A 21,762-nucleotide genomic window follows, 5' to 3' on the forward strand; every position below is an offset into this window, starting at 1 on the left:
TCTAATGCTTAATCCGATGGCGCCGCGAGCAGGAAATTATCATTACTGCCATTGGCGGGTGTGTCGGTGTCCAGTGTTTGCAGTTGCGCTTCATCCTTGAGGTGCACGCCGGAGAGTTGACGGCGACAGGCCTCACGCATCAGATAAAGCAAGCGATGTGCCGCCATGGCATAACTCAGGCCTTCCAGGCGCACATTGGAAATGCAGTTGCGGCTGGCATCGGTCAGGCCGATTTTTGGAGCATAGGTGAAATACAGGCCCAGGCTATCCGGGGAACTGAGGCCGGGACGTTCGCCAATCAGGATGACCACCATTTTCGCACCGAGCAGTTCGCCGATTTCATCGGCGACGGCGACTCGGCCCTGTTCGACCATGATCACCGGCGACAACGACCAGCCTTCGGCCTGCGCCTGCTCTTCCAGGCGCGAGAGAAATGGCAGGCTGTGATTGTGTACGGCCAGGGAGGACAGGCCGTCAGCGACGACGATAGCCAGATCGACACCACCTGGATGGGCCTGGGCGTATTCGCGTAATTGTTCGGCCGAGGCATCATTGAGGCGACGGCCGAGGTCCGGGCGTTGCAGATAGGTGTCGCGGTCGCTGGCGGCGCTGTGCAGTAGCAGGCTGTCGCGGCTCTTGACGGCCAGTTGCTTGCGCAGGCCTGTGTGATCGAAGGGCAGATGCACGGCATCCCGGGCCAGGGCGTGGGCGAGCTGGAAGTCCAGCTGCGCCTGGGTCGGCAGGCTGGTGCCGGTGCGGCCCAGGGCGATACGCGCCGGGGTCAGGCGGCGCAGTTCCAGCCAGGGATTGGGCGGGTTCACGTCGCGCCCGCTCATGCCAGATGCGCCAGGGCGTGGCGGAAGGCCGGTGGCAGGCTGTCGCCGAAGCGTACCTGACCATCCGCCTGGGTGAAGATGCCCATGCGTTCCAGCCAGGCTTCGTACTCCGGCGCCGGGCGCAGGCCGAGAGTCTGCCGGGCGTAGAGGGCGTCGTGGAACGAAGTGGTCTGGTAATTGAGCATGATGTCGTCGGAGCCGGGAATGCCCATGATGAAGTTGATCCCGGCCACACCCAGCAGGGTCAGCAGGGTGTCCATGTCGTCCTGATCGGCTTCGGCGTGGTTGGTGTAGCAGATGTCACAGCCCATGGGCACGCCGAGCAGCTTGCCGCAGAAATGATCTTCGAGCCCGGCGCGGATGATCTGTTTGCCGTTGTACAGGTATTCCGGGCCGATAAAACCGACCACGGTGTTGACCAGAAAGGGTTTGAAATGCCGGGCGACACCGTAGGCCCGGGCCTCGCAAGTCTGTTGATCAAGGCCGTGGTGGGCGTTGGCCGATAGCGCGCTGCCTTGGCCAGTCTCGAAATACATCAGGTTCTGCCCCAGGTTGCCGCGATTGAGGCTCAGGCCAGCATCGTAGCCTTCCTGCAGCAGCTTGAGGTTGATGCCGAAACTGGTGTTGGCCGCCTCGGTGCCGGTGATGGACTGGAACACCAAATCCACTGGCACGCCACGGTTGATCACTTCGATGGAGGTGGTGACGTGGGTCAGCACGCAGGATTGCGTCGGAATGTCGTAGCGCTGGATGATCGCGTCGACCATCTCCAGCAGGGCGACGATGGATGAGGTGCTGTCGGTGGCTGGGTTGATGCCGATCATGGCATCGCCATTGCCGTACAGCAGGCCGTCGAGAATGCTCGCGGCGATGCCGGAAGGGTCGTCGGTCGGGTGGTTGGGTTGCAGACGCGTCGACAGGCGGCCGCGCAGGCCGATAGTGTTGCGAAAGCGGGTAATGACGCGGATTTTCTGCGACACCAGGATCAGGTCCTGTACGCGCATGATCTTCGACACGGCAGCGGCCATTTCCGGGGTCAGGCCAGGCGCCAGGGCGCGCAGGCTGTGTTCGTCGGCGGCATCGCTGAGCAGCCAGTCACGAAAGCCGCCGACAGTCAGGTGGCTGACCGGGGCAAAGGCGACGGCGTCGTGGCTGTCGATGATCAGGCGGGTGACTTCGTCGCTTTCGTAGGGAATCAGCGCTTCTTCGAGGAAATGCTTGAGCGGGATATTGGCCAGGGTCATCTGCGCCGCGACCCGTTCGCCATCATTACTGGCGGCAACCCCGGCCAGCATGTCCCCGGAACGCACCGGGCTGGCCTTGGCCATGACCTGCCTTAGGCTGTCAAAGCGGTAGGTCTGGGCGCCGACAGAATGGGAAAAGCTTGCCATACAGATTCTCCATGACGGCCTGCGGTGAGGCGGGGCCTGGTCTTTGGACAAGGGTAAGCAATTAATACTCCATCAAAGCGTGGGGCGCCAATTGTGGGGCAGGCGGTGATGAATCGAATGATTCAGGGCGGTGAATGAGGCACCGACGCTCCGTGTTGGTGCGCCAGTCCTGTGGGAGCGAGGCTTGCCCGCGAAGGCTATTTTCGACTCACAGAAATCTATTGAATGTACTGCCCCTTTCGCGGGCAAGCCTCGCTCCCACAGGGCCAGCGTCAGGAATGACAATGGCCCCCGCAGGAGCCATTGGTTTCAAACAACAGGACTTATCAGAAGAAGCCCAGCGGATTGGTGTCGTAGCTCACCAGCAGGTTTTTGGTCTGTTGGTAATGTTCGAGCGCGATCTTGTGGGTTTCGCGACCAACGCCGGACTTCTTGTAGCCACCGAACGCGGCGTGTGCCGGGTACAGGTGGTAGCAGTTGGTCCACACGCGACCGGCCTTGATGGCGCGGCCGACGCGGTAGGCGCGGTTGATGTCGCGGGTCCACAGGCCGGCACCCAGACCGAACTCGGTGTCGTTGGCGATGGCCACGGCTTCGGCTTCGTCCTTGAAGGTGGTGACGCTGACCACCGGGCCGAAGATTTCTTCCTGGAAGACGCGCATCTTGTTGTTGCCTTTGAGCAGCGTCGGCTGGATGTAGTAGCCGGTGGACAAGTCACCTTCCAGTTTCTCGACCTTGCCGCCGGTCAGCAGCTCGGCGCCTTCGCCCTGGGCGATTTCCAGGTAGGAGAGAATTTTGTCGAACTGTTGCTGCGAGGCCTGGGCACCGACCATGGTGTCGGTATCCAGCGGGTCGCCGCGTTTGATTTTCAGAACCTTCTTCATCACCGCTTCCATGAACTGCGGATAGATGGATTCCTGAACCAGTGCGCGGGACGGGCAGGTGCAGACCTCACCCTGGTTGAAGAAGGCCAGTACCACGCCTTCTGCGGCTTTCTCGATGAACTCGGGTTCAGCGTTCATGATGTCTTCGAAGAAGATGTTCGGCGATTTGCCGCCCAGTTCCACGGTGGACGGGATGATGTTTTCCGCCGCCAGTTTCATGATGTGCGAGCCAACCGGGGTCGAGCCGGTGAAGGCGATCTTGGCGATGCGCTTGCTGCTGGCCAGGGCTTCGCCGGCTTCACGGCCGTAACCTTGCACGACATTGAGCACGCCCGGCGGCAGCAGGTCGCCGATCAGTTCCATCAACACGCTGATGCCCAGCGGGGTCTGCTCGGCTGGCTTGAGCACGATGCAGTTACCGGCAGCCAGGGCCGGTGCGAGTTTCCAGGCGGCCATCAGCAGCGGGAAGTTCCACGGGATGATCTGGCCGACCACGCCCAGTGGTTCGTGGATGTGATAGGCCACAGTGTTGCCGTCGATTTCTGCAGCGCTGCCTTCCTGGGCACGCAATACGCCAGCGAAGTAGCGGAAATGGTCAACGGCCAAGGGGATGTCGGCGTTGAGGGTCTCACGCACGGCCTTGCCGTTGTCCCAGGTTTCGGTGATGGCCAGCAGTTCCAGATTGGCTTCGATGCGGTCGGCGATTTTCAGCAGGACCAGCGAACGCGCCTGCACAGAGGTCTGGCCCCAGGCTTCGGCTGCGGCATGGGCGGCATCAAGGGCTTTTTCGACGTCTTCGGCAGTGGAGCGAGGAAATTGCGCAATCAGCTTGCCGTTGACCGGAGAGGTGTTCTCGAAGTACTGGCCTTTGACTGGCGCTACGAATTCGCCGCCGATGTAGTTGCCGTACTGGGTCTTGAAGGTCACGAGCGAGCCTTCGGTGCCGGGGTGGGCATAACGCATGTTGATATCTCCTGGTTCTTGTTTTTAAGGGGATAGCTTTACGGGGGTAGCTTCGAGCTACGGTACGTCTACGCGCAATTTGCGCTTGCCAAAGCGTAGAGCAAAGGCCGGGCCACTGCCGGGAAAGGCCATGTTTTCAGGGGGTTTATCCACTGTCGTGGCGGCGTATGAACAGCGTTGTCGCGAGCCTGACACAGCTATGAGTGACACTTTGTACCGTTGCTGGCACAGCCTGTGACTCGCCGGTCAGCGCGCATTGCAATGCGCGGCGCCGAGGAGGATGCTGGGCGGCAACTCCTTCGGAGAATAATAAAAAGTGCACAGCAATCATCTGACCCGCCATGCCCAGCAAGTCCTCACGGTCGCCGAGGGCAAGGCCCATGTGACCGGCCCCGGCAGCGATCCTTCGATTGCCCGCTCCTGGCTGCGTTGCCTGGAGGACTATCACCTGGACCCCGCCCACGCCAATGCGCCCACCGTGCTTGAACATGAGCGCGTGCTGGAAAGTCGCGGGCGCCTGCATCAGGTCCTGCAAATAGCCGGTGGCGAGATGACCAGCCTGCATCAGCAGTTGTCCGGCGGCCATGCGGTGCTGCTCACCGATGCCCGTGGGGTGATCCTCAATTGTGTCACCGCGCCTGCCGAGCGCAGTATTTTCGAACGCGCCGGGCTGTGGCTGGGCGCCGACTGGAGCGAGGCCTGCGAGGGCACCAATGGCATCGGCACCTGCCTGGTCGAGCGCCAGTCCCTGACCATTCATCGGGACGAGCACTTTCGCGGCCGTCATACCGGGCTGACCTGCTCGGCGAGCCCGGTGTTCGATCCTCATGGCGATCTGTTGGCGGTGCTGGATGTGTCGTCGGCGCGCCAGGATGTTTCCCGGCAGAGCCAGTTTCACACCATGGCCCTGGTCAATCTGTCGGCCAAGGTGATTGAAAGCAGTTATTTCCTCAGCCATTGCGATGATCAGTGGCTGCTGCGTTTCCATGTTCAGGCCGAGTCCGTTGGGCTGTTCAGCGAGGGCTTGCTGGCGTTTGACGGCGAAGGACGGATTACCGCGCTGAACCAGAGTGCGATCAACCTGCTCGGTTTGGGTCGCAGCCATATGCTGGGGCAGTCGGTGGAGCGCTATTTCGACTGTTCGCTGGATCAACTGCTGTCTCGCGCCAGTGCCGAGGCCCTGGCCTGCTGGGCTTTGCGTACCCGCGATGGTCGTGGTTTTTTCGCCTCCCTGCGCGCTCCGGCCGCCACTGCGCCGGCGGCTTATGCGCCGACTCTGGCAAAACCTGCGTTGGTCCCGGTGCGTGTTCCAATCGGCATCTGCCTGGAAGACGCCGCCCTGCAAACGGCGTTTCGCCGTTCGTTGCGGGTGTTTGAGCGTGACGTGCCCTTGTTGGTCAATGGCGAAACCGGTTCCGGCAAGGAAGCATTCGCCAAGGCCGTGCATCAGGCCAGTCTGCGCAGCGACAAACCCTTCGTCGCGCTCAACTGTGCGGCCATCCCGGAAAGCCTGATCGAAAGCGAGCTGTTCGGTTATCGCGGCGGAAGTTTTACCGGCGCGCGCAAGGAAGGCATGCGCGGCAAGTTGCAGCAGGCCGATGGTGGCACGTTGTTTCTTGACGAGATCGGCGATATGCCACTGGCCTTGCAGACCCGCCTGCTGCGGGTGCTGGAGGAGCGCATGGTGGTGCCCATCGGCGGCGAGGCTCAGGCGGTGGATGTGCGGATCATCAGCGCGACTCACCGCAATCTGTTGGAGCGGGTCGGCGATGGCAGTTTCCGCGAAGACCTTTATTACCGTCTCAATGGCCTGGAAGTCGCTTTGCCGCCGTTGCGCGAGCGCAGTGACAAGTCCGGTCTGCTCGATTTCCTGTTGGCCCAGGAGGCGGGCGGGCAGGTGGTCAGCCTCGATGACTCGGCGCGGCAAGCTCTGTTGGCATTCAACTGGCCGGGTAATGTCCGCCAGTTACGCACAGTGTTGCGTACCTTGACGGCCTTGAGCGAGGACGGCCGTATCGGTCTGGATGATCTGCCCGCCACTATCCGCAACGGCAGTGTCGCTACGCCATGCGCGGCAGTGACTGACCGCCCTCTGGAGGAGGCCGAGCGCAGCGCATTGCTCGCGATACTGGAGAGCCAGCGCTGGCACATGAGCCATTGCGCCCAGCAACTGGGGATCAGCCGCAATACCTTGTACCGCAAGCTGCGCAAGCACGGCATCGAGCGCTGAGGCGACGATCGGGGAGCGATTTCTGCTAACCTGCGCCCATGTTTTCAGGGGTTGGTCATGCATATTCATATCCTCGGTATTTGCGGCACGTTCATGGGTTCGCTGGCGGTGCTCGCCAAAGAGTTGGGCCATAAAGTCACCGGCTCCGACGCCAACGTCTATCCGCCTATGAGCACTCAGTTGCAGGCGCAAGGCATTGAGCTGACCCAAGGCTACGATGCCGCCCAACTCGATCCGGCACCGGATCTGGTGGTCATTGGCAATGCTTTGTCCCGTGGCAACCCGGCAGTCGAGTACGTGCTGAACAAGGGCCTGCCTTATGTTTCCGGCCCGCAGTGGCTGGCGGATCATGTTCTGCAAGGGCGCTGGGTCCTGGCCGTCGCCGGTACCCACGGCAAGACCACCACCAGCAGCATGCTGGCCTGGGTATTGGAGCATGCGGGCATGAGCCCGGGCTTCCTGATCGGCGGTGTGCCGCAGAACTTTGCGGTCTCAGCGCGTCTGGGTGGCACACCCTTCTTCGTGGTCGAGGCCGACGAGTACGACAGCGCCTTCTTCGACAAGCGTTCCAAGTTCGTCCACTACCGCCCACGCACCGCGATTCTCAATAATCTTGAGTTCGATCATGCCGACATCTTCCCGGATCTTCCGGCGATCGAGCGGCAATTCCATCATTTGGTACGGACTATCCCGAGCGAAGGCCTGGTGATTCATCCGACCACCGAGCCTGCTCTGGCCCGCGTCATTCAAATGGGCTGCTGGACGCCAGTACAGACCACCGGCCAGGGCGGTCAGTGGCAGGCGCGCCTGCTCAGTGAAGACGGCTCGCGTTTCGAAGTGCTGTTCGACGGCCAGGTACAGGGCATGGTCGAGTGGGACATGACCGGCCAGCATAACGTTGCCAACGCCCTGGCGACCCTGGCGGCGGCGCGGCATGTCGGTGTTGTGGCGGCCCTTGGCATCGAAGCCCTGAGCGCCTTCAAGAGCGTTAAACGCCGTATGGAAAAGGTCGCCGAGGTGCGCGGCATCACTATTTATGACGACTTCGCCCACCACCCGACGGCTATCGCGACGACGCTGGACGGTTTGCGCAAGAAGATCGGCGATGCGCCATTGATTGCGATCATCGAACCGCGCTCCAACTCCATGAAGCTCGGCGCTCACCGCGATGGCTTGCCGGAAAGCGTGCAGCAGGCTGATCAGGTGGTCTGGTATTCCCCGGCCAATCTGGGCTGGGATCTGGGCGCCACGGCGGCATTGTGTTCAGTGCCTGCGCTGGTCTGTGATTCCCTCGAAGCCATTATTGCCTTGGTGAAAAGCCAGGCCCAGCCGGGCACCCACGTGGTGATCATGAGCAACGGCGGCTTCGGCGGCCTGCACGGCAAACTGGCCGAGGCACTGCAATGATCGGCATGAACGGTCCCGAGCGCATCACCCTGGCCATGACCGGCGCCTCGGGGGCGCAGTACGGTCTGCGCCTGCTCGACTGCCTGGTGCGGGAAGATCGCGAAGTGCACTTCCTGATCTCCAAGGCGGCGCAACTGGTCATGGCGACCGAGACCGATGTGCGCCTGCCGCCCAAGTCGAGCATGATGCAAGCCTTTCTCACCGAGTACACGGGCGCCGCGCCGGGGCAGATTCGCGTGTATGGCCGCGATGACTGGATGTCGCCGGTGGCCTCCGGTTCCGGTTCGCCTGCGGCCATGGTGGTGGTGCCCTGTTCTACTGGCACCCTGTCGGCGATTGCCACGGGCGCCTGCAATAACCTGATCGAGCGCGCGGCGGATGTCACCCTCAAGGAGCGTCGCCAGTTGATTCTGGTACCGCGCGAGGCGCCGTATTCCAGTATTCATCTGGAGAACATGCTCAAGCTGTCGAATATGGGCGCGGTGATTCTGCCGGCATCGCCTGGCTTCTATCATCAGCCGCAAACCATCGACGACTTGATCGATTTCGTCGTCGCCCGGGTACTCAACCTGCTGAATATTCCCCAGGACATGCTGCCGCGCTGGGGCGAGCGTCATTTCGGCACCGATGAATAGGCTGCTGCTGGCTGCGCTGATGCTGATGACGGCGGGCTGCGCCAGCGTCAGTACGCTGGACGCCGCAAAACCCGGTGCGCCGGTGGTGTACTCGGGGACGCGCCTGGACCTGTATGCGATGCAGGGCGGATGCTGCGCCAAGGACCGTTTTGGCACTGAGGCGCCACGCTACCCGGCTCTGGATCTGCCTGGCAGTGCCTTGCTTGATACCTTGCTGCTGCCGTTGTCGGTGCTGACGGTGTTGGGGGTGGGGTTTCAGGCGAGTGGGGGATTGTAGGAGCTTTCCCGGCGTCCCTGACACCGCGCTATCGCTCAGCAGACTCCCGTGGGAGCAAGCTTGCTTGCGAAGGCGATCAGTACCGAGAAAAATGTGCAGGCTGAACTGGCCCTTTCGCAGGCAAGCCTGCTCCCACAAGTCATTCCAATTCAAATGGTGTAGCGCGACGACGCTATTTCCCCAACCTGCGCAACTCATCCGACTCGACAACCCTTACTCCTTCCTGTTCTTCCAACGCCAGTCGCCACAGCGCCCGGGCCAAATGGCAGGCTTCGATGGCGCCGTATTTGCCGGGGATCAGCTTGGCGATAGGTGCGGCCAGTTGCTCGGCCCAGCGGGTTTCCGTGCGATTGCCGACCAGCAGCGAGGGGCGGGCGATGGTCAGTTGCGGCCAGTCCTGGGCTTCGAGGGCTTTTTCCATCTCGCCCTTGACCTGGCTGTAGAACACGCTGGATTCAGGGTCGGCGTTCACCGCGCTGGTCACCAGCAGGTGCCGCGCGCCGAGTTCGCGAGCGCGTTTGCCAAAGGCCACGACCAGATCCAGGTCGATGGCGCGAAAGGCTTCCTGCGAGCCCGCTTGTTTGATGGTGCTGCCCAGGCAGCAGAAGGCGATATCGACCTGACCGTGCAACTCAGGCAGCAGACTGGCCAGTTCGCCGACCGGGTTTTCCAGGTGCTGATGTTCGGCCAGTGGTCTGCGGGTCGGCGCCAATACACGGCTGACCGTAGGTTCACTGAGCAAGCGATCGAGCAGATGTTCACCGGTCAGGCCGGTGGCCCCTGCGAGCAAAATGTATTGCGGGGTCAAGTACATAAACTTTCTCCTTGATCGTTACAGCTTAGGCGCCTTAGTGACTTGCGGTGGTTTTCGCTTCCTTGCGCACCATTGTCGTTGTGTTCAGGGCCCGTTCCGCCTGGGTTTTGCGCAGCAGCTGCCAGTGCGCGATGACCCCTTTGGGCGCCCAGATCTGCGGTTCGGACGCTTCAAAGTTGTCAGCGATCTCGCGCTTGGCCACTTCGGCCCTGGCTTCATTGAACGCTTGTTGCAGGTCATCTGTTTCGACCAGCGCCTTGGCGAATAGTGCGTCGCCAAAGTAAGTGAAGTCCGCTTCCTCGGAGCAGCCGAAGGACACGCGGTCGGCCCGGGAGGCGGTGATCACGGCGGTGCGTTCGTCTTTGAGGGCTGGAATGAAACCGCCGGAGTAGCAGGCCGAGATCACGACGACTTTGTCGCGGTTTTTCAGCGGGGCCATGACTGCGGCGAGGTCGTCGGCAGGCAGGTCGGCCAGTTCCAGGCGCGGCTGGTCGAGGACCAGTTGGTGATCGTGGGTGCCGTGGCTGGTCAGATAAATGAACACCAGGTCTTCCGGACCGGTGCGCATGGCCAGGGTCTGGATGGCGCGGCTGATGTTCTCGCGGGTCGCCATGGGCCGGTCGCCCATGTGATCGCGATGATTGACCAGGGTGATCTGGCCGGTAGCGCCGAAGCGCGAGGCCAGCAGGTTATTGACGTAGTCTGCTTCGCGCATGAACACGCTCTGCTTGCCGTCGCCACCGACGACCAGGCTGTACAGCTCGACTGCCGGAGTGGACACCGGCACGGCGGCCAGGGCTTTTTCCAGTAGCGGGCCCTGGGCCAGGATGCCTTCTTCCAGCGGGTCGGGTAGCAATTTGCCCAGGCCGTCGCGCACGCGCTGACCGTTGGCCCAGGTGCCGCCCTGAACGCTGCCGTCAGCGCCGACCAGCACGCCCTGGCCGTCGTAGGCATCGTCGTCGAACTCGCCGATATAAAGGCTGCCATCGGCCAGTTGCAGGCGGCCTTCGCCGGAATAACGCCAGTTGTTGAACTGGCCGACGTAGTGGCTGCCATCGGCGCCGATCAGCTCGCCCTTGCCATTGAGTGCGCCGTCCTTGAACTGGCCGACCCAGACGTCGCCGTCACTGTTTTCGTAACGGCCTTTGCCATTGAGCTGGTTGTTGTGGAAGCCGCCAGCGTACTGGTCGCCATCGGCGCTGTTGAAGTTACCGTTGCCTTCCAACTGGCCGTTGACGAATTTGCCGCTGAACTGATTGCCGCTGCCGTCGCTGCGCTGACCTTCGCCGTTGGGCTTGCCGTGGGCGAATACGCCTTGATACTGGCTGCCGTCTTCCAACTCGAGGCGACCGAGGCCGTCGTACTGGTCGGCCTTGAACGCGCCCCGGTAGGTCAGGCCACGTTCCTTGAGGGTGCCTTCACCATCGCGGCGACCCTGCTTGAAGCCGCCGACATAGCTGCCGGTGCCGGTGGTCAGGGTGCCCTGGCCGTCGAACAGGCCGTTGAGGAAGCCGCCTTTGTAAATGTCACCGTTGCTCGCGTGCCACTCGCCCTGGCCATGCCACTGGCCATTCTGGAACTGCCCGGCATACCAGCTGCCGTTGGGGTAGTCGACCCGGCCCTTGCCTTGCAGCAGGCCATTGACCACGTCACCGCGATAGCGGCCGCCGTCGGGCAGGCGTGCGTCAGGCGGTGATAGCGGTTCGCCATTGCCACAGGCAGCAATCAGAAGGGTCAGAGCGAGTGGAGCAAGCGCGCGCATGTCGGGTCCCGAAAAATGTGATTCAGGCGTGATCGAGCCAATCGCTCAATCACAGCCGGAGGGGAGTATGCCGCAGCGGGGAAGAGGGACGAAACAGTCAGAACCGACTGTTTCGTGTTTTAAGGGTGTTACACGAAGCACAGCGACAGGGGTTCGGCAATGAACGCAGGCTTGTCCTGGCCTTCGATTTCCAGTGTTGTAGTGGCTTTGAGCAGCCATTGGCCGGGCTTTTTCTCTGTGACTTCGGTCAGTTCGACTTTTAGACGAACGCGCGAGTCGACTTTCACCGGTTGGATGAAGCGCACGCTGTCCAGGCCGTAATTGACCACCATTTTCAGACCTTCGGGCAGAACCAGCAGGTTCTCCATCAGTTGCGGAATCAGCGACAGCGACAGAAAACCGTGAGCGATGGTGCCGCCAAAGGGTGTCTGTGCCGCCTTGACCGGGTCGACGTGGATGAACTGATGGTCGCCAGTGGCCTCGGCAAACAGGTTGATGCGTTCCTGATCGATGGTCAGCCAGTCGGAACATCCCAGTTCCTTGCCGATATAGTCCTTGAGCGCTGCTGCAGGTACGTAGGGCATTGATCTCTCCATGGGGTGCGTTTGTTTTTATTGGAACGCCCGCGCAACGGTTGCGGGCGATACCCAAGATCAGCATGCGCACGGCAGTTGGTCAAGGTCGCTTGGCTATGCGAATGGCTAACCATAGACAGTGTGCAGGCGTGCTTATAATGGGCCGCGAATTTGTCGGAGTTGTTTTTATGCTGCTACGGGGCCTGACCTGGCTGGTGCTGTTCCAATTGCTGGGCACTGCACTGAACCACCTGTTCTTGTCGATTCTGCCGGGGCCGATCATTGGCCTGGTCTTGCTGCTGGGCTACCTGATGGTGCGCGGCGAGGTCAGTGAGCCCGTCAGCGTCGCGGCAAGCAGCCTGCTGCGTTATCTGCCGCTGCTGCTGGTGCCGCCTGCGGTGGGCATCATGATTTATGCCACCGCCATCGCCGAAAACTTCTGGGCCATCGCCGGTTCGCTGGTGCTGTCCCTGGTGATTTCCCTGACCTTCGTCGGCTGGCTTATGCAAAAACTCATCGATCGCCGGACGCAGCATCATGACTCTTGACTGGCAGGGCGCCTGGGCGTCGGTGATTCACCATCCTTTGTTCGGTATCGCTCTGACCCTGGGCGCTTATCAATTGGCCATGGCCTGTTATGAGAAAACCCGTTGGGTGTTTTTCCAGCCGGTGTTGGCCTCGATGTCGGTGGTGATCATCATGCTGGTCAGCTGCGGGCTGGATTACGCCGAATACCGCAAGAGCACGGAAATCCTCGGCATTCTGCTGGGCCCGGCGACGGTGGCCCTGGCGGTGCCGCTCTATCTGAATCTGCGGCGCATTCGGCAGCTGTTTTGGCCCATTTTGACTACGCTGGTGGTGGGTGGGGTGTTTGCCACAGGGCTGTGCCTGCTGATTGGCTGGCTGTTGGGGGCCAATCACATGATCCTGATGACCATGGCGCCCAAGTCGGTGACGTCACCCATCGCCATGCTGGTGGCCGAGCAGATGGGCGGTGTTGCGGCGTTGGCGGCGGTGTTCGTCTTGATTACTGGCGTGATCGGCGCGATATTCGGCCCGGCCTTGTTGACCTGGGCCGGTGTGCACAGCCATGCCGCGCGGGGTATGGCGCTGGGCCTGACCGCTCACGCGGTGGGCACTTCCGTGGCCTTGCAGGAAGGTGAGGAGTGTGGCGCCTTTGCCGCCCTGGCGATGAGCCTGATGGGCGTGGCGACGGCGCTGTTCCTGCCATTGACCGTGTCTCTGCTTGTTTAAGGGTTTGAATATGACGCTGCCGCTTTTGCCGCTGTTTCCACTCAATGCTGTGTTGTTTCCGGGGTGCGTGCTCGATCTGCAATTGTTCGAGGCACGCTATCTGGACATGATCGGCCGCTGCATGAAGCAGGGCGAGGGGTTCGGCGTAGTCTGCATCACCGAGGGCAGCGAAGTGGGCGAACTGCCTGCCGGCTTCTCGCAGATCGGTTGTGAAGCCCTGGTCACGGACTTTCAGCAGCAGGACAACGGCCTGCTGGGTATCCGGGTCATGGGCGGCCGACGTTTTCGCGTGCACAGCGCCGAGGTGCAGCGCGACAAGTCACTGATCGCTCAGGTGCAGTGGCTTGAAGAGCCCGCAGAACAGCCACTGCAGGAAGAAGACGCCGACCTGCTGGCGTTGCTGACTGCACTGGCCGAACACCCCATGGTTGCTGCCCTGAATATGGGTCTCAATGCCAGCGGCCAGCAGTCCCTGAGCAATCAACTGGCTTATCTGCTGCCGTTCAACGAGAACGACAAGGTTGACCTGTTGGGTATCGATGATCCTGAAGAACGCCTCGACGCCATTCAGGACCTGCTCGACGAGATGCAGGGTGATCTTCAGCCGTGAGCCTCGTATTGATAACGCGCCAGGGCATGGGGCAGTTCCAGTGCGCCGCAGATGGCGAACAACGCCAATAGCAGCGGCAGGACCAGCCACCAGACCCGGATGGGCATCGCCGGCAGTGAGGTATGGCGCTGGACGATGGCCAGGCTGGTAGCGCAGGTGAAGAACGCCAGCAGCATCCCCGCCAGCACATCAGTCGGCCAATGTACGCCCAGATAGACCCGCGACATGGCAATCGATGCGGCCGGAATGCAGCCCAGCAGCAGCCAGGTCAGGCGCAGGCGGGTCGGCTGGCCGCGTCCGGCCAGTACCGCCAGGCTCATGAACAGCGCGAATGCCGCTGAAGAGTGGCCGCTGGGCATGCTGTAGGTGGTCAGCGGGTTGAGCAGGACTTCCGGGCGGGCGCGGGCGAAGAGCATTTTCATCGCGCCGTTGCATAGGGCCGCGCCGACGGTGGCGCCGGCGGCGAACAGCAGATGGCGCCACTGCCGGGCGATGGCCAGGGCCGCCACCAGCAGGGCGCCGGCGGCGAACTGGGTCCTGAAATCGCCCAGGCGGGTCACGATCACCACGAAGGTTTGTGCGACATCACTGCGGTGTTCCTGCACCAGAGTCATCAGGCCCTGGTCGAATTGCGGCAGGTACGGCCAGCCGAGAAACACCGCCAGCAGCAAAATCAGGCTGGTCAGGGCAATCAAGGGCGTGGCGTAGCGTTTATTGCGCAGGCTGGCCTGGATGCTCAACCCCAGCAGCACCGCCAGCCCGCCTGCGACCACTGCCGTCTGGGGCCAGAAACCCTCCGGCAGCGGCAGGCGTACCGCCGCCCCGGCAGCCCAGCCCGGAATCAGGTAGACCATTGACCAGCCGGCTGCTGCCACGACACTGACGGCAATGAAGCGCGGCAACGGCATGTCGAACATGCCCGCAACCATCGGCAGCATGGGCCGCAGCGGGCCGATAAAACGCCCGACCAGCAGGCTGGCAATACCATAACGCTGGAAGTAGGTCTCGGCGCCTCCGATCCATTCCGGGTGATGGCGCAGGCCGGGCAGGCGGCGGATGTTCTGGTGGAAATAGCGACCGATAAAGTACGACACGCCGTCACCCAGCAGGCCGCCAAGGAAGCCCAGCAGCAGGACTTCCTGCAATGGCAGCACGCCACTTCCCGCCAGCGCCGCCACGGCGAACAACACCACGGTGCCAGGCACGATGATTCCGGCAATGGCAGGCATTCGGTAAAGGACACCAGGAAAATCGCCACGGATAGCCACGAAGGGTTGGCCGCCAGCCAGGTGGTGATGCTGTCGAGCCAGGGCCCCATGGATCAGTTTCCTTGATCGATTAAAAAGTAGTCGCGACCTTCGACCTGACCGCGCCGCAGCGGGTTCCGCGTGCAGAAGGCAGCATGGTCGGCCTCGACGAAGCGATACATCAGGTGTTCGTCGCGGCCTTCGGGGATGCCAAGGCGGGTGGTCTGGATAATGGCTGTCGGCTTGAGCCCGACATCCTCGACGTAAAGTCGCTGCAGATCAAAGCGCCGGGCGTCCCAGTCCGGGACCTTCAGGCCCAGGGCCTTGCACAGCAGTGTCTGGCCGGCACACAGACGTTGCGGTGTGCGCATTGCGCCACTGGCGTCGGGGTTGTTCAGTTGCATCTGCGCCAGGCTGTTGGCATCTGACAGGGCGTCGAGCCAAGGGTAGGCGGATTTGATCAGCACGGCATTGCCCGGTCCTTCGGCGCTGAAATTCAACGAATCGCCTCCCCGGGAGTAGTACATATAGATGTGGCCGCCGTCGAGAAACAGCGCCCTGCGTTTTTCGGTATAGCCCAGTGAGGCGTGACTGCCCCGTTCGGCGCAGTAATAGGCCTCGGTTTCGATGATGCGTGCCGACAGCCACAGCTCGCCGACCTTATGCCGGATGATCTTGCCCAGCAGGCCTCGGGCAAGGGTCTGGGCATCGCGGTTGAAGAACTCATCGGGGAGAGCGTTGGGCATGGCGGGCGCTGCCTGGGCGGACGGGATCGCGATCTTACCAAGGGTCGTCTTAATTGCAGCTGAATCGCGCCGCGACATGCTTTTACAAGTTGTTTCGACCATCCGCCTGTCTGCGCTGTCGTTAGTCACGCTTGACAGCTATAATCCGCCGCTTTCCTCTTTGCCAAGACCTCTGAGACCATGACTGAGTCCGTTCTTGACTACATGACCCGCCTGGGCCGTGCTGCCCGCGAGGCTTCCCGCGTCATCGGCCGTGCCAGCACTGCGCAGAAAAACCGCGCCCTGCTCGCCACCGCTGCCGCCCTGGATGCAGCCCGTGAGCAGTTGTCTGCCGCCAACGAGCAGGACTTGGCCGCCGGTCGCGCCAATGGCCTTGAAGCGGCAATGCTGGAACGCCTGAGCCTGACCCCCATGCGCATCGACAAGATGATCGAAGGGCTGCGTCAGGTGGCGAACCTGCCGGATCCCATCGGCTCGATCCGCGACATGAATTTCCAGCCGTCCGGTATCCAGGTTGGCAAGATGCGCGTGCCTCTGGGCGTGGTCGGGATCATCTACGAGTCGCGTCCGAACGTGACCATTGATGCCGCGAGCCTGTGCCTGAAGTCGGGTAACGCCACCATCTTGCGTGGCGGTTCCGAGGCTATTCATTCCAATCGCGCCATCGCCGCCTGCATCGAGCGCGGTCTGGCCGACGCCGGCCTGCCGCCTGCGGTGGTGCAAGTGGTCGAGACCACCGATCGCGCGGCGGTCGGCGCGCTGATCACCATGCCTGAATACGTTGACGTTATCGTTCCGCGCGGCGGCAAGGGCCTGATCGAGCGCGTCAGTCGTGATGCCCGCGTGCCGGTGATCAAGCACCTGGACGGTATCTGCCACGTATATGTCAGCGCTCATGCCGACCTGAGCAGCGCCCAGCGCATCTGCTTCAACGCCAAGACTTATCGCTACGGTATCTGCGGGGCCATGGAAACCCTGCTGGTGGACCAGACCATCGCGCCGGATTTCCTGCCGCAGATGGCGGCCCAGTTCCGCGAAAAAGGCGTCGAGCTGCGCGGTTGCGAGCGTACCCGGGACATCATCGATGTGATCCCGGCTACCGAGGAGGACTGGCACACCGAGTATCTGGACGCGATCCTGTCGATCCGCATCGTCACCGGTCTCGACCAGGCTATCGAACACATCAATCACTATGGTTCGCACCACAGTGATGCCATTGTCTCCGACCATCAGGGCCAGACTCGCCGTTTCATGGCTGAAGTCGACTCCAGTTCGGTGATGATCAACGCCCCGACCAGCTTCGCCGATGGCTTTGAATACGGTCTGGGTGCCGAGATCGGCATTTCTACTGATAAGCTGCACGCCCGCGGCCCGGTAGGGCTTGAAGGCCTGACCTGCGAGAAGTACATCGTCATCGGCGATGGCCAGCAGTTGCGCGGACAGGAGCCAGCCTGACTTGAGCGAGCCCGGAAAGCCCCGACGCATTGGCATGCTCGGTGGCACCTTTGATCCGGTGCATATCGGACACCTGCGGGGCGCGCTGGAAGTGGCAGCCCTGCTTGAACTCGATGAGTTACGCCTGACGCCCAGCGCCAGGCCACCTCATCGGGATACCCCCAGCGTTTCGGCGCAGGACCGTCTGGCGATGGTCCAGTGCGCGGTTGCCGGGGTTGCACCGCTGACGGTGGATGATCGCGAACTGCTTCGCGACAAGCCGTCGTACACCATCGACACCCTGGAATCGATGCGGGCCGAGTTGGCCGCAGAGGACCAGTTATTCCTGTTGCTGGGTTGGGATGCCTTTTGCGGGCTGCCGACCTGGCATCGTTGGGAAGCCTTGCTGGAGCACTGCCATATCGTGGTGTTGCAGCGCCCGGACGCCGACAGCGAGTCGCCCGACGCCATGCGCAACCTGCTGGCGGCGCGCGCCGTCAGCGATCCGAAGGCCCTCAAAGGGCCGGGCGGACACATTACATTCGTCTGGCAGACGCCGCTTTCGGTGTCTGCCACCCAGATCCGCCAACTGCTGGCCAGCGGTAAGTCGGTACGTTTTCTGGTGCCAGACGCGGTACTGGCCTACATCGATGCACACGGGCTGTACCGTGCGCCGAACACTGATGGGACGACCTGAGTACGCTTTTTCGACTAGCGTTCAGGCTTTCCACATAAATGAGTTGAATGAGTTTTATATGACAAAGCAAAAAATCTCCGTTTCCGGCGAAGAGCTGGTTGAACTGACCAAAGCAGCCCTGGAAGACGTCAAGGCCCAGGACATCCTGGTCATCGACGTCAAGGACAAGCACAGCCTGACCGACTACATGGTCATCGCTACCGGTACCTCGAATCGCCAGATCAACGCGATGCTCGACAAGGTCCGCGAGAACGTCAAGGCCAAGGGCGCACAGCCTCTGGGCGAAGAAGGCAAGGGCGAAAGCGACTGGGTCCTGCTGGACCTGGGCGACGTCATCGTGCACATGATGACCGCGGCAGCACGTCAGTTCTACGACCTGGAACGCCTGTGGCAGGGAGCCGAGCAGAGCCGTGCAGCCAGCGGCGCGCACCATACTCCTGGTAACGAATAAGGCATACGACCGTGCGACTGCGTCTGATCGCCGTCGGCTCCCGCATGCCCAAATGGGTGGAAGAAGGCTGGCATGAATATGCCAAGCGTCTGCCATCCGAGCTGGCGCTGGACCTGGTGGAAATTCCGCTCAATACCCGTGGCAAGAACGCCGACGTGGCCCGTCTGATCCGTCAGGAAGGCGAAGCCATGCTGGCCAAGGTGCAACCGGGCGAGCGGATCGTCACGCTTGAAGTCAACGGCAAGCCTTGGAGCACCGAGCAGCTGGCGGCGGAACTTGACCGCTGGCGCCTGGATTCGCGTACGGTCAACCTGATGGTCGGCGGCCCCGAAGGGCTGGCGCCGGAAGTCTGTGCCCGCAGTGAACAGCGCTGGTCGCTATCGCCGCTGACCCTGCCGCATCCGCTGGTACGCATTCTGATCGGCGAACAGATCTATCGTGCCTGGACCGTTCTGTCCGGGCACCCCTATCACAAATAGCCTGCGTACCTCGCCGAAATGTCTCAGCCGATCCGCCTAAAAGACCATGAGAAAGACGCCCGTCTGGTGCGCGGCCGGGTCGTGGTCGGTGCAGTGGCCGTGGTGGTGCTGGTCTGCGTGCTGATTGCGCGGCTGTATTTCCTTCAGGTCATTCAGTACGACTATCACTCCACGCTGTCGGAGAACAATCGGGTGCATGTGCAGCCGATTCCGCCCAGCCGTGGCCTGATCTACGACCGCAACGGTGTGGTGATCGCGGATAACCGGCCCAGTTTCAGCCTGAGCATGACCCGCGAGCGTTCCGGCGACTGGGCGCAGATTCTCGATACCATCGTTGAAGTACTGGAGCTGACCCCGGACGACCGGATCATTTTCGAGAAGCGCATGAAGCAGGGGCGTCGGCCATTCGAGCCGGTGCCGATCCTGTTCGAACTGACTGAGGAGCAAATCGCCCGCATCGCCGTCAACCAGTTCCGCCTGCCCGGCGTGGAGGTGGTGGCGCAATTGGTCCGGCATTACCCGCAAGGCGCGCATTTCGCGCATTCTGTCGGCTATATGGGGCGAATTGCCGAGAAAGAGCTGAAAAGTCTCGATCCGGTCAATTACAGCGGCACCCACCATATCGGCAAAACCGGCATCGAACGTTTCTACGAAGACGAGCTGCATGGTCAGGTCGGCTACGAAGAAGTCGAGACCAACGCCCGTGGCCGCGTGCTGCGGGTGCTCAAACGGACCGATCCGGTGCCCGGCAAGGACATCGTGCTGAGCCTGGACATCAAGTTGCAGGAAGCCGCCGAGAAAGCGCTGGACGGGCGGCGTGGTGCCATTGTGGCCATGGATCCGGCTACTGGCGAAGTACTGGCGATGGTCAGTGCGCCAAGCTTCGACCCCAACCTGTTCGTCACCGGCATCAGCTTCAAGGCCTACGCCGAACTGCGTGATTCCATCGACCGGCCGCTGTTCAACCGCGTGCTGCGCGGCCTGTATCCGCCCGGCTCGACGATCAAGCCGGTGGTGGCGATTGCCGGTCTGGACAGCGGCGTGGTGACGGCCCAGACCCGGGTATTCGACCCCGGCTACTACATGCTGCCCAACTACGATCACAAATATCGCAACTGGAACCGCACCGGCGACGGCTATGTGGATCTGGACACCGCGATCATGCGTTCCAACGACACTTACTTCTATGATCTGGCCCACAAGCTGGGCATCGACCGTCTGGCCAACTACATGAACAAGTTCGGCATCGGTCAGAAGGTCTCGCTGGATATGTTCGAAGAGTCCCCCGGGCTGATGCCGTCCCGGGACTGGAAGCGCATTACCCGGCGCCAGGCCTGGTTCCCCGGCGAAACCCTGATCCTCGGGATCGGCCAGGGCTATATGCAGGTCACGCCGCTGCAACTGGCCCAGGCCACGACCCTGGTAGCCAACAAGGGCATCTGGAACCGGCCGCACCTGGCCAAGACCATCGACGGTGTGCCGCCGGTTGACCCGAACCCGATGCCCAACGTGGTGCTGCACGACCCGACGTCGTGGGACAAGGTCAATCACGGTATGCAACAGGTGATGCACGGCGCCCGGGGCACCGCGCGCAAGGCGTCCATCGGTGCGCAATATCGCATTGCCGGCAAGAGCGGTACAGCCCAGGTCGTGGCCATCAAGCAGGGCGAGAAGTACGACCGTTCCAAGGTTCAGGAACGTCATCGCGACCATGCCCTGTTCGTCGGCTTTGCCCCGGCCGATGCGCCGAAAATCGTCGTTGCAGTGATGCTGGAGAACGGCGAGGCCGGTTCCGGCGTCGCTGCACCCGTGGTCCGCCAGGTGATGGATGCCTGGTTGCTGGGCCCGGACGGCTTGCTCAAGCCTGAGTACGCCAGTTCTGCCAATCCGGAGGCTGCGGCCCGTGAAGAGTAATTTCGATCGCATCCTTTCCAGCGATGACGTGATGCGTCGTCGTGCGACTTTTCTGCAGCGTATCCATCTCGATGGCCCGTTGCTGATCCTGCTGCTGACTTTGGCGGCGGGCAGCCTGTTCGTCCTGTACTCGGCCAGTGGCAAGAACTGGGACCTGCTGATCAAGCAGGCCAGCTCGTTCGGTATCGGTCTGGTGGCAATGGTCACCATCGCCCAGCTCGAACCGCGCTTCATGGCGCGGTGGGTACCGGTCCTGTATGTGATCGGCGTGCTGTTGCTGGTGGTGGTGGACGTCATGGGCCACAACGCCATGGGGGCGACGCGCTGGATCAACATTCCGGGCGTGATCCGCTTCCAGCCCTCGGAATTCCTCAAGATCATCATGCCTGCGACCATTGCCTGGTACCTGTCCAAGCGCACCCTGCCGCCGCATCTCAAGCACGTAGTGCTGAGCCTTGGGCTGATCGGCGTGCCGTTCATCCTGATAGTGCGCCAGCCCGACCTGGGTACTTCGCTGCTGATTCTCGCTTCGGGGACCTTCGTGCTGTTCATGGCCGGCCTGCGCTGGCGCTGGATCATCAGTGTAATCGCCGCTGCGGTGCCGGTGGCCGTGGGCATGTGGTTCTTCATCATGCACGACTACCAGAAGCAGCGGATCCTGACTTTCCTCGATCCGGAGAGCGACCCGTTGGGCACCGGCTGGAACATCATCCAGTCCAAGGCAGCCATCGGTTCGGGCGGGGTTTTCGGCAAGGGCTGGCTGCTGGGCACCCAGTCGCACCTGGACTTCCTGCCGGAAAGCCACACCGACTTCATCATTGCGGTACTGGGCGAGGAGTTTGGTCTGGTCGGTATCTGCGCCTTGCTGGTGATCTACGTCATGCTGATCGGCCGTGGCCTGATGATCACCGCCCAGGCCCAGACGCTGTTCGGCAAATTGCTCGCCGGCAGCCTGACCATGACGTTTTTTGTTTACGTTTTCGTCAACATCGGTATGGTCAGTGGCCTGCTGCCGGTGGTGGGCGTGCCCTTGCCCTTCATTAGTTATGGAGGAACTTCGCTGGTGACACTGCTGTCAGCGTTTGGGGTTTTGATGTCGATCCATACACATCGTAAGTGGATCGCACAGGTTTGATTAAGGTGAAGAATTCAATGC

Annotated in this window: 20 protein-coding genes and 1 pseudogene; 13 read left to right on the plus strand and 8 right to left on the minus strand. The window is 61.9% G+C overall.

Annotated features, from left to right (window positions below):
- Positions 1 to 8: 8 nt before the first annotated feature.
- The 3 genes from eutC to exaC form a co-directional block, all read right to left on the minus strand.
- Entirely contained in the window at positions 9 to 836 is an 828-nt protein-coding gene (gene eutC, locus AC1Z24_RS03785) for an ethanolamine ammonia-lyase subunit EutC (RefSeq protein ID WP_483744598.1), read from the minus strand.
- Complete coding sequence (locus tag AC1Z24_RS03790; RefSeq protein WP_483744599.1) at positions 833 to 2,227, minus strand: ethanolamine ammonia-lyase subunit EutB; 1,395 nt, start codon at positions 2,225 to 2,227, stop codon at positions 833 to 835. Before AC1Z24_RS03790 ends, eutC begins: the two co-directional genes overlap by 4 nt.
- Positions 2,228 to 2,553: 326 nt before the next feature.
- Positions 2,554 to 4,074 (minus strand): acetaldehyde dehydrogenase ExaC, encoded by a 1,521-nt coding sequence (gene exaC / locus AC1Z24_RS03795; RefSeq protein ID WP_483744600.1) that lies wholly within the window; start codon positions 4,072 to 4,074, stop codon positions 2,554 to 2,556.
- A gap of 316 nt (positions 4,075 to 4,390) precedes the next feature.
- Between exaC and AC1Z24_RS03800 the strand changes: the two genes are divergently transcribed.
- Genes AC1Z24_RS03800 through AC1Z24_RS03815 form a run of 4 tightly spaced genes read left to right on the plus strand, consistent with a single transcriptional unit; the run spans position 4,391 to position 8,623 of the window.
- On the plus strand, positions 4,391 to 6,304 hold the full coding sequence (locus tag AC1Z24_RS03800) for a sigma-54-dependent Fis family transcriptional regulator (RefSeq protein WP_483744601.1): 1,914 nt from the start codon (positions 4,391 to 4,393) through the stop codon (positions 6,302 to 6,304).
- Between the two features lie 57 nt (positions 6,305 to 6,361).
- A complete protein-coding gene (gene mpl, locus AC1Z24_RS03805) occupies positions 6,362 to 7,711 on the plus strand; it encodes a UDP-N-acetylmuramate:L-alanyl-gamma-D-glutamyl-meso-diaminopimelate ligase (RefSeq protein WP_483744602.1) in 1,350 nt (449 codons plus the stop codon).
- 5 nt (positions 7,712 to 7,716) lie between these two features.
- Positions 7,717 to 8,346 (plus strand): flavin prenyltransferase UbiX, encoded by a 630-nt coding sequence (gene ubiX / locus AC1Z24_RS03810; protein ID WP_413301361.1) that lies wholly within the window; start codon positions 7,717 to 7,719, stop codon positions 8,344 to 8,346.
- On the plus strand, positions 8,339 to 8,623 hold the full coding sequence (locus AC1Z24_RS03815; RefSeq protein WP_483744603.1) for a YceK/YidQ family lipoprotein: 285 nt from the start codon (positions 8,339 to 8,341) through the stop codon (positions 8,621 to 8,623). The genes ubiX and AC1Z24_RS03815 overlap by 8 nt, the downstream gene beginning before the upstream one ends.
- Positions 8,624 to 8,795: 172 nt before the next feature.
- Here the strand turns inward: AC1Z24_RS03815 and AC1Z24_RS03820 are convergent, their stop codons facing one another.
- The 3 genes from AC1Z24_RS03820 to AC1Z24_RS03830 form a co-directional block, all read right to left on the minus strand.
- The gene (locus tag AC1Z24_RS03820) at positions 8,796 to 9,437 is read right to left on the minus strand and encodes an oxidoreductase (protein ID WP_483744604.1); all 642 of its coding nucleotides are present in this window, start codon (positions 9,435 to 9,437) and stop codon (positions 8,796 to 8,798) included.
- A 34-nt stretch (positions 9,438 to 9,471) separates the two neighbouring features.
- The gene (locus tag AC1Z24_RS03825) at positions 9,472 to 11,199 is read right to left on the minus strand and encodes a C13 family peptidase (RefSeq protein ID WP_483744605.1); all 1,728 of its coding nucleotides are present in this window, start codon (positions 11,197 to 11,199) and stop codon (positions 9,472 to 9,474) included.
- A 128-nt stretch (positions 11,200 to 11,327) separates the two neighbouring features.
- Positions 11,328 to 11,783, minus strand: coding sequence for a MaoC family dehydratase (locus AC1Z24_RS03830; protein WP_483744606.1), 456 nt, complete (start codon positions 11,781 to 11,783; stop codon positions 11,328 to 11,330).
- Between the two features lie 179 nt (positions 11,784 to 11,962).
- Here AC1Z24_RS03830 and AC1Z24_RS03835 point away from each other — a divergent pair, with 179 nt between their 5' ends.
- The 3 genes from AC1Z24_RS03835 to AC1Z24_RS03845 are packed head-to-tail and all read left to right on the plus strand — an operon-like array spanning position 11,963 to position 13,638.
- Positions 11,963 to 12,322, plus strand: coding sequence for a CidA/LrgA family protein (locus tag AC1Z24_RS03835; RefSeq protein ID WP_483744607.1), 360 nt, complete (start codon positions 11,963 to 11,965; stop codon positions 12,320 to 12,322).
- Complete coding sequence (locus AC1Z24_RS03840; RefSeq protein WP_483744608.1) at positions 12,312 to 13,028, plus strand: LrgB family protein; 717 nt, start codon at positions 12,312 to 12,314, stop codon at positions 13,026 to 13,028. The genes AC1Z24_RS03835 and AC1Z24_RS03840 overlap by 11 nt, the downstream gene beginning before the upstream one ends.
- Positions 13,029 to 13,038: 10 nt before the next feature.
- A complete protein-coding gene (locus tag AC1Z24_RS03845) occupies positions 13,039 to 13,638 on the plus strand; it encodes an LON peptidase substrate-binding domain-containing protein (protein ID WP_259104690.1) in 600 nt (199 codons plus the stop codon).
- Here AC1Z24_RS03845 and AC1Z24_RS03850 read toward each other — a convergent pair.
- Positions 13,629 to 14,956 (minus strand): annotated as a pseudogene (locus AC1Z24_RS03850) (bifunctional DedA family/phosphatase PAP2 family protein). The gene AC1Z24_RS03845 and the pseudogene AC1Z24_RS03850 overlap by 10 nt on opposite strands.
- A 3-nt stretch (positions 14,957 to 14,959) precedes the next feature.
- The gene (locus tag AC1Z24_RS03855; RefSeq protein ID WP_483744609.1) at positions 14,960 to 15,631 is read right to left on the minus strand and encodes a DNA-3-methyladenine glycosylase; all 672 of its coding nucleotides are present in this window, start codon (positions 15,629 to 15,631) and stop codon (positions 14,960 to 14,962) included.
- A gap of 180 nt (positions 15,632 to 15,811) precedes the next feature.
- On the opposite strand from AC1Z24_RS03855, the gene AC1Z24_RS03860 reads away from it, so the two are divergent.
- From AC1Z24_RS03860 to rodA, 6 genes are read left to right on the plus strand one after another with little or no spacing between them, the layout of a single operon-like run.
- Entirely contained in the window at positions 15,812 to 17,086 is a 1,275-nt protein-coding gene (locus AC1Z24_RS03860; protein ID WP_483744610.1) for a glutamate-5-semialdehyde dehydrogenase, read from the plus strand.
- Positions 17,052 to 17,762 carry a nicotinate-nucleotide adenylyltransferase gene (nadD, locus tag AC1Z24_RS03865; protein WP_259104694.1) on the plus strand — a complete coding sequence of 237 codons (711 nt, stop codon included), beginning with the start codon at positions 17,052 to 17,054 and terminating at the stop codon, positions 17,760 to 17,762. The genes AC1Z24_RS03860 and nadD overlap by 35 nt, the downstream gene beginning before the upstream one ends.
- Positions 17,763 to 17,820: 58 nt before the next feature.
- Entirely contained in the window at positions 17,821 to 18,213 is a 393-nt protein-coding gene (gene rsfS, locus AC1Z24_RS03870; protein WP_081569285.1) for a ribosome silencing factor, read from the plus strand.
- Between the two features lie 11 nt (positions 18,214 to 18,224).
- Positions 18,225 to 18,692 (plus strand): 23S rRNA (pseudouridine(1915)-N(3))-methyltransferase RlmH, encoded by a 468-nt coding sequence (rlmH, locus tag AC1Z24_RS03875; RefSeq protein ID WP_259104695.1) that lies wholly within the window; start codon positions 18,225 to 18,227, stop codon positions 18,690 to 18,692.
- 18 nt (positions 18,693 to 18,710) lie between these two features.
- Positions 18,711 to 20,606, plus strand: coding sequence for a penicillin-binding protein 2 (gene mrdA / locus AC1Z24_RS03880; protein WP_483744611.1), 1,896 nt, complete (start codon positions 18,711 to 18,713; stop codon positions 20,604 to 20,606).
- Between the two features lie 31 nt (positions 20,607 to 20,637).
- On the plus strand, positions 20,638 to 21,741 hold the full coding sequence (rodA, locus tag AC1Z24_RS03885) for a rod shape-determining protein RodA (RefSeq protein WP_259104935.1): 1,104 nt from the start codon (positions 20,638 to 20,640) through the stop codon (positions 21,739 to 21,741).
- The last annotated feature ends 21 nt before the right edge of the window (positions 21,742 to 21,762 follow it).

The organism is Pseudomonas sp. JL23 (assembly GCF_056933585.1).

Bases quoted from the DNA above. Each gene is read 5' to 3' on its own strand.
- AC1Z24_RS03835 (WP_483744607.1), top strand. From the start codon at position 11,963: ATGCTGCTACGGGGCCTGACCTGGCTGGTGCTGTTCCAATTGCTGGGC.
- rsfS (WP_081569285.1), top strand. From the start codon at position 17,821: ATGACAAAGCAAAAAATCTCCGTTTCCGGCGAAGAGCTGGTTGAACTG.
- AC1Z24_RS03820 (WP_483744604.1), bottom strand. From the start codon at position 9,437: ATGTACTTGACCCCGCAATACATTTTGCTCGCAGGGGCCACCGGCCTG.
- exaC (WP_483744600.1), bottom strand. From the start codon at position 4,074: ATGCGTTATGCCCACCCCGGCACCGAAGGCTCGCTCGTGACCTTCAAG.
- rodA (WP_259104935.1), top strand. From the start codon at position 20,638: ATGCGTCGTCGTGCGACTTTTCTGCAGCGTATCCATCTCGATGGCCCG.
- AC1Z24_RS03840 (WP_483744608.1), top strand. From the start codon at position 12,312: ATGACTCTTGACTGGCAGGGCGCCTGGGCGTCGGTGATTCACCATCCT.
- AC1Z24_RS03815 (WP_483744603.1), top strand. From the start codon at position 8,339: ATGAATAGGCTGCTGCTGGCTGCGCTGATGCTGATGACGGCGGGCTGC.
- AC1Z24_RS03860 (WP_483744610.1), top strand. From the start codon at position 15,812: ATGACTGAGTCCGTTCTTGACTACATGACCCGCCTGGGCCGTGCTGCC.
- AC1Z24_RS03855 (WP_483744609.1), bottom strand. From the start codon at position 15,631: ATGCCCAACGCTCTCCCCGATGAGTTCTTCAACCGCGATGCCCAGACC.
- ubiX (WP_413301361.1), top strand. From the start codon at position 7,717: ATGAACGGTCCCGAGCGCATCACCCTGGCCATGACCGGCGCCTCGGGG.
- eutC (WP_483744598.1), bottom strand. From the start codon at position 836: ATGAGCGGGCGCGACGTGAACCCGCCCAATCCCTGGCTGGAACTGCGC.
- AC1Z24_RS03830 (WP_483744606.1), bottom strand. From the start codon at position 11,783: ATGCCCTACGTACCTGCAGCAGCGCTCAAGGACTATATCGGCAAGGAA.
- AC1Z24_RS03790 (WP_483744599.1), bottom strand. From the start codon at position 2,227: ATGGCAAGCTTTTCCCATTCTGTCGGCGCCCAGACCTACCGCTTTGAC.
- mpl (WP_483744602.1), top strand. From the start codon at position 6,362: ATGCATATTCATATCCTCGGTATTTGCGGCACGTTCATGGGTTCGCTG.
- AC1Z24_RS03825 (WP_483744605.1), bottom strand. From the start codon at position 11,199: ATGCGCGCGCTTGCTCCACTCGCTCTGACCCTTCTGATTGCTGCCTGT.
- AC1Z24_RS03845 (WP_259104690.1), top strand. From the start codon at position 13,039: ATGACGCTGCCGCTTTTGCCGCTGTTTCCACTCAATGCTGTGTTGTTT.
- nadD (WP_259104694.1), top strand. From the start codon at position 17,052: ATGGCCAGCAGTTGCGCGGACAGGAGCCAGCCTGACTTGAGCGAGCCC.
- mrdA (WP_483744611.1), top strand. From the start codon at position 18,711: ATGTCTCAGCCGATCCGCCTAAAAGACCATGAGAAAGACGCCCGTCTG.